Source organism: Sphingobium phenoxybenzoativorans (assembly GCF_001757355.1).
Taxonomy (GTDB): domain Bacteria; phylum Pseudomonadota; class Alphaproteobacteria; order Sphingomonadales; family Sphingomonadaceae; genus Sphingobium; species Sphingobium phenoxybenzoativorans.
The window spans coordinates 1-2,456 of the sequence record NZ_MINO01000160.1 but is presented as its reverse complement, the minus strand read 5'-3'; the positions used below and the strand labels follow the sequence as shown (position 1 = coordinate 2,456).

Sequence of the window (2,456 nt, the reverse complement as noted above, 5' to 3'; positions counted from 1 at the left end):
AACAGCGTCAGCGACCGGGCGATTTCGTAGGGCGGCGTATAGCTGCCATCCTCATGCCGGGCGGACAGCGCGCCGATCGCGGCGGGCAGGTCCTCCGCCCCCCATGTGACGCCGATCAGCCGCGCCCCCGACCCGGCATATTCGCCCAGATGGAATATCGCCCGCGGCGTTTCGGTCGCGATCGGCAGGATCAGGCCGTCCTCATCCCCCCTTTCGCGCATCCGCCGGTCCAGATCGGCCATCGACGCCGCGCCTTCGGCCTTGGGCAGCACGACGCCGGTGGGCCGCGCGCCCAGCACGGCGTCGAGATCGGCATCGGCCAGCCCGCCGTCCAGCGGATTGATCCGCACGAACAGCGCGACATCCCGCCCGGCTTCCGCCAGGAATGCGGCGACTTCGGCGCGCGCGCCTTCCTTCGCGGACAGCGCGACCGAATCCTCCAGGTCCAGGATCAGCGCATCCGCGCCGCTGTTGAGCGCCTTGCGCATGCGTTCGGGCCGGTCGCCCGGCACGAACATCAAGGAGCGCAGGCGCGACGGGCGAACCACTGGCACAGCCACTGACACCTGCGGCTCAATACATGTGCTGGCCGCCGTTCAGCGACAGGGTGGAGCCAGTCACGAAACCCGCATCCTCGCTGACGAGGAAGGCGACGCCGCGCGCGATTTCCTCTGCCTTGCCCAGCCGGCCGACCGGCACCTTGGCGACGATCTTCTCCAGCACCGGCGGCGGCACGGCGGCCACCATGTCGGTGTCGATATAACCGGGGGCCAGCGCGTTGACGGTAATGCCGAACCGCGCGCCTTCCTGCGCCAGCGCCTTGGTGAAGCCGTGAATGCCGGACTTGGCGGCGGCATAATTCACCTGGCCATATTGCCCGGCCTGACCGTTCACCGACCCGATATTGACGATCCGGCCCCAGCCGCGCTCCTTCATGCTGGGGAAGCAGGCCTTCGCCATGTTGAAGCAGCCGCCCAGATTGACGCGCATCACTTCGTTCCAGTCGTCGAAGCTCATCTTGAGCAATATGCCGTCGCGGGTGATGCCGGCGTTGTTGACGACGATATCGACGGGGCCGATGTCGGCCGCGATCTGCGCGCAGCCGTCAAGGCATGCCTGATGATCGCCCACATCCCATTTATAGACCGGGATGCCCGTCTCCTCGGAAAAGGCCTTCGCCTTCTCGTCATTGCCGCCATAATTGGCCGCAACCTTGTAGCCCAGCTCCTTGAGCGCAACGCTGATTGCTTCCCCGATGCCGCGGCTTCCGCCGGTCACGACCGCTACTCTGCTCATGCGCTTTTCCTCTCCTTGGATGGGTCCTATGGGGTGACGTTCAACCACCCTTGCAGTTCCCGCGAAATCAGACTCTCGTACAAGGTGATAGCCTCGGAATCCGCGTTAAGACAGGGGATGCAGGCGAAATTTTTGCCGCCATTTACGTGGAATGTCTCCGCCCCCTGCAGCGCGATCTCCTCCAGCGTTTCCAGACAGTCGGCGGAAAAGCCGGGCATCATCACAGCAACGGAACGGACACCTTCCGACGCCATCCGCGCCAGCGTCGTATCGGTCGCCGGCTCCAGCCATTTCGCGCGGCCGAAGCGCGACTGGAAGCTGATCGCGACCTCCCGCCCCATTGCTTCGGACAGCAGCCGCACCGTCTTTTGCGCCTGGCAATGATAGGGGTCGCCCAGATGCAGCGTCCGCTCCGGCATGCCGTGGAAGCTGGCGAGCAGCACGTCCGGCGCGAAATCCAGCGCCGCCACATGCCGCTCCGCTGACGCCTTCAGCGCCGCGATATAGGCGGGGTCGTCATGATAGGGCGGCAATGTCCGCACCGCCGGTTGCCAGCGCATATCCCCCAACGCCCGGAACACGGCGTCATTGGCGGTCGCCGTCGTCGCCGCGCTATATTGGGGATAGAGCGGCGCGATCAGGATGCGGTCGCACCCGGCCGCCTTCATCGCCGCCAGACGGGAGGGGATGGACGGATTGCCATAGCGCATCGCCCAGTCGACCAGCACGTCCGGCCCGAAAGCCGCCTTCAGCGCTTCCGCCGTGTCGCCGGTGTGGAAGGCCAGCGGCGACCCGCGCTCCGTCCACACCTTGGCATAGGCATGGGCGGATTTTTTCGGCCGGGTGGTCAGGATGACGCCGCGCAGGATCGGCTGCCAGATGATCGGCGGAATTTCCACCACGCGCCGGTCGGACAGAAATTGCTTGAGATAGCGCTTCACCGATCTGGCGTCCGGCGCATCCGGCGTGCCCAGATTGACGATCAGCACGCCAATGCGGCGCGGCAGGACATCGGGATGGTCGCGGGGCGGCGCCGATCCCGCCGTCATGCCGGCGCCACCAGCGGCAGCGTGCGGAACCGCGCGCCCGTCACCGTGAACAGCGCATTGGCGATGGCAGGGGCGACCGGCGGCACGCCAATCTCGCCAACGCCGCCCGCC

General features: G+C 66.5%; 3 protein-coding genes. All 3 read right to left on the bottom strand.

Annotated elements, in window-relative coordinates; all coding sequences use genetic code 11:
* Window positions 1–518 (bottom strand): HpcH/HpaI aldolase/citrate lyase family protein (locus BHQ40_RS24480; RefSeq protein WP_253183468.1); only part of this gene is annotated, 518 nt, incomplete at its 3' end.
* Window positions 519–573: 55 nt separating this feature from the next.
* A complete protein-coding gene (phbB, locus tag BHQ40_RS24475) occupies window positions 574–1,296 on the bottom strand; it encodes an acetoacetyl-CoA reductase (protein ID WP_070158282.1) in 723 nt (240 codons plus the stop codon).
* Window positions 1,297–1,322: 26 nt separating this feature from the next.
* The gene (hemH, locus tag BHQ40_RS24470; RefSeq protein ID WP_070158281.1) at window positions 1,323–2,345 is read right to left on the bottom strand and encodes a ferrochelatase; all 1,023 of its coding nucleotides are present in this window, start codon (window positions 2,343–2,345) and stop codon (window positions 1,323–1,325) included.
* Between the last annotated feature and the right edge of the window lie 111 nt (window positions 2,346–2,456).

Coding starts and splice junctions, on each gene's coding strand:
- phbB (WP_070158282.1), bottom strand. CDS start 1,296: ATGAGCAGAGTAGCGGTCGTGACCGGCGGAAGCCGCGGCATCGGGGAA.
- hemH (WP_070158281.1), bottom strand. CDS start 2,345: ATGACGGCGGGATCGGCGCCGCCCCGCGACCATCCCGATGTCCTGCCG.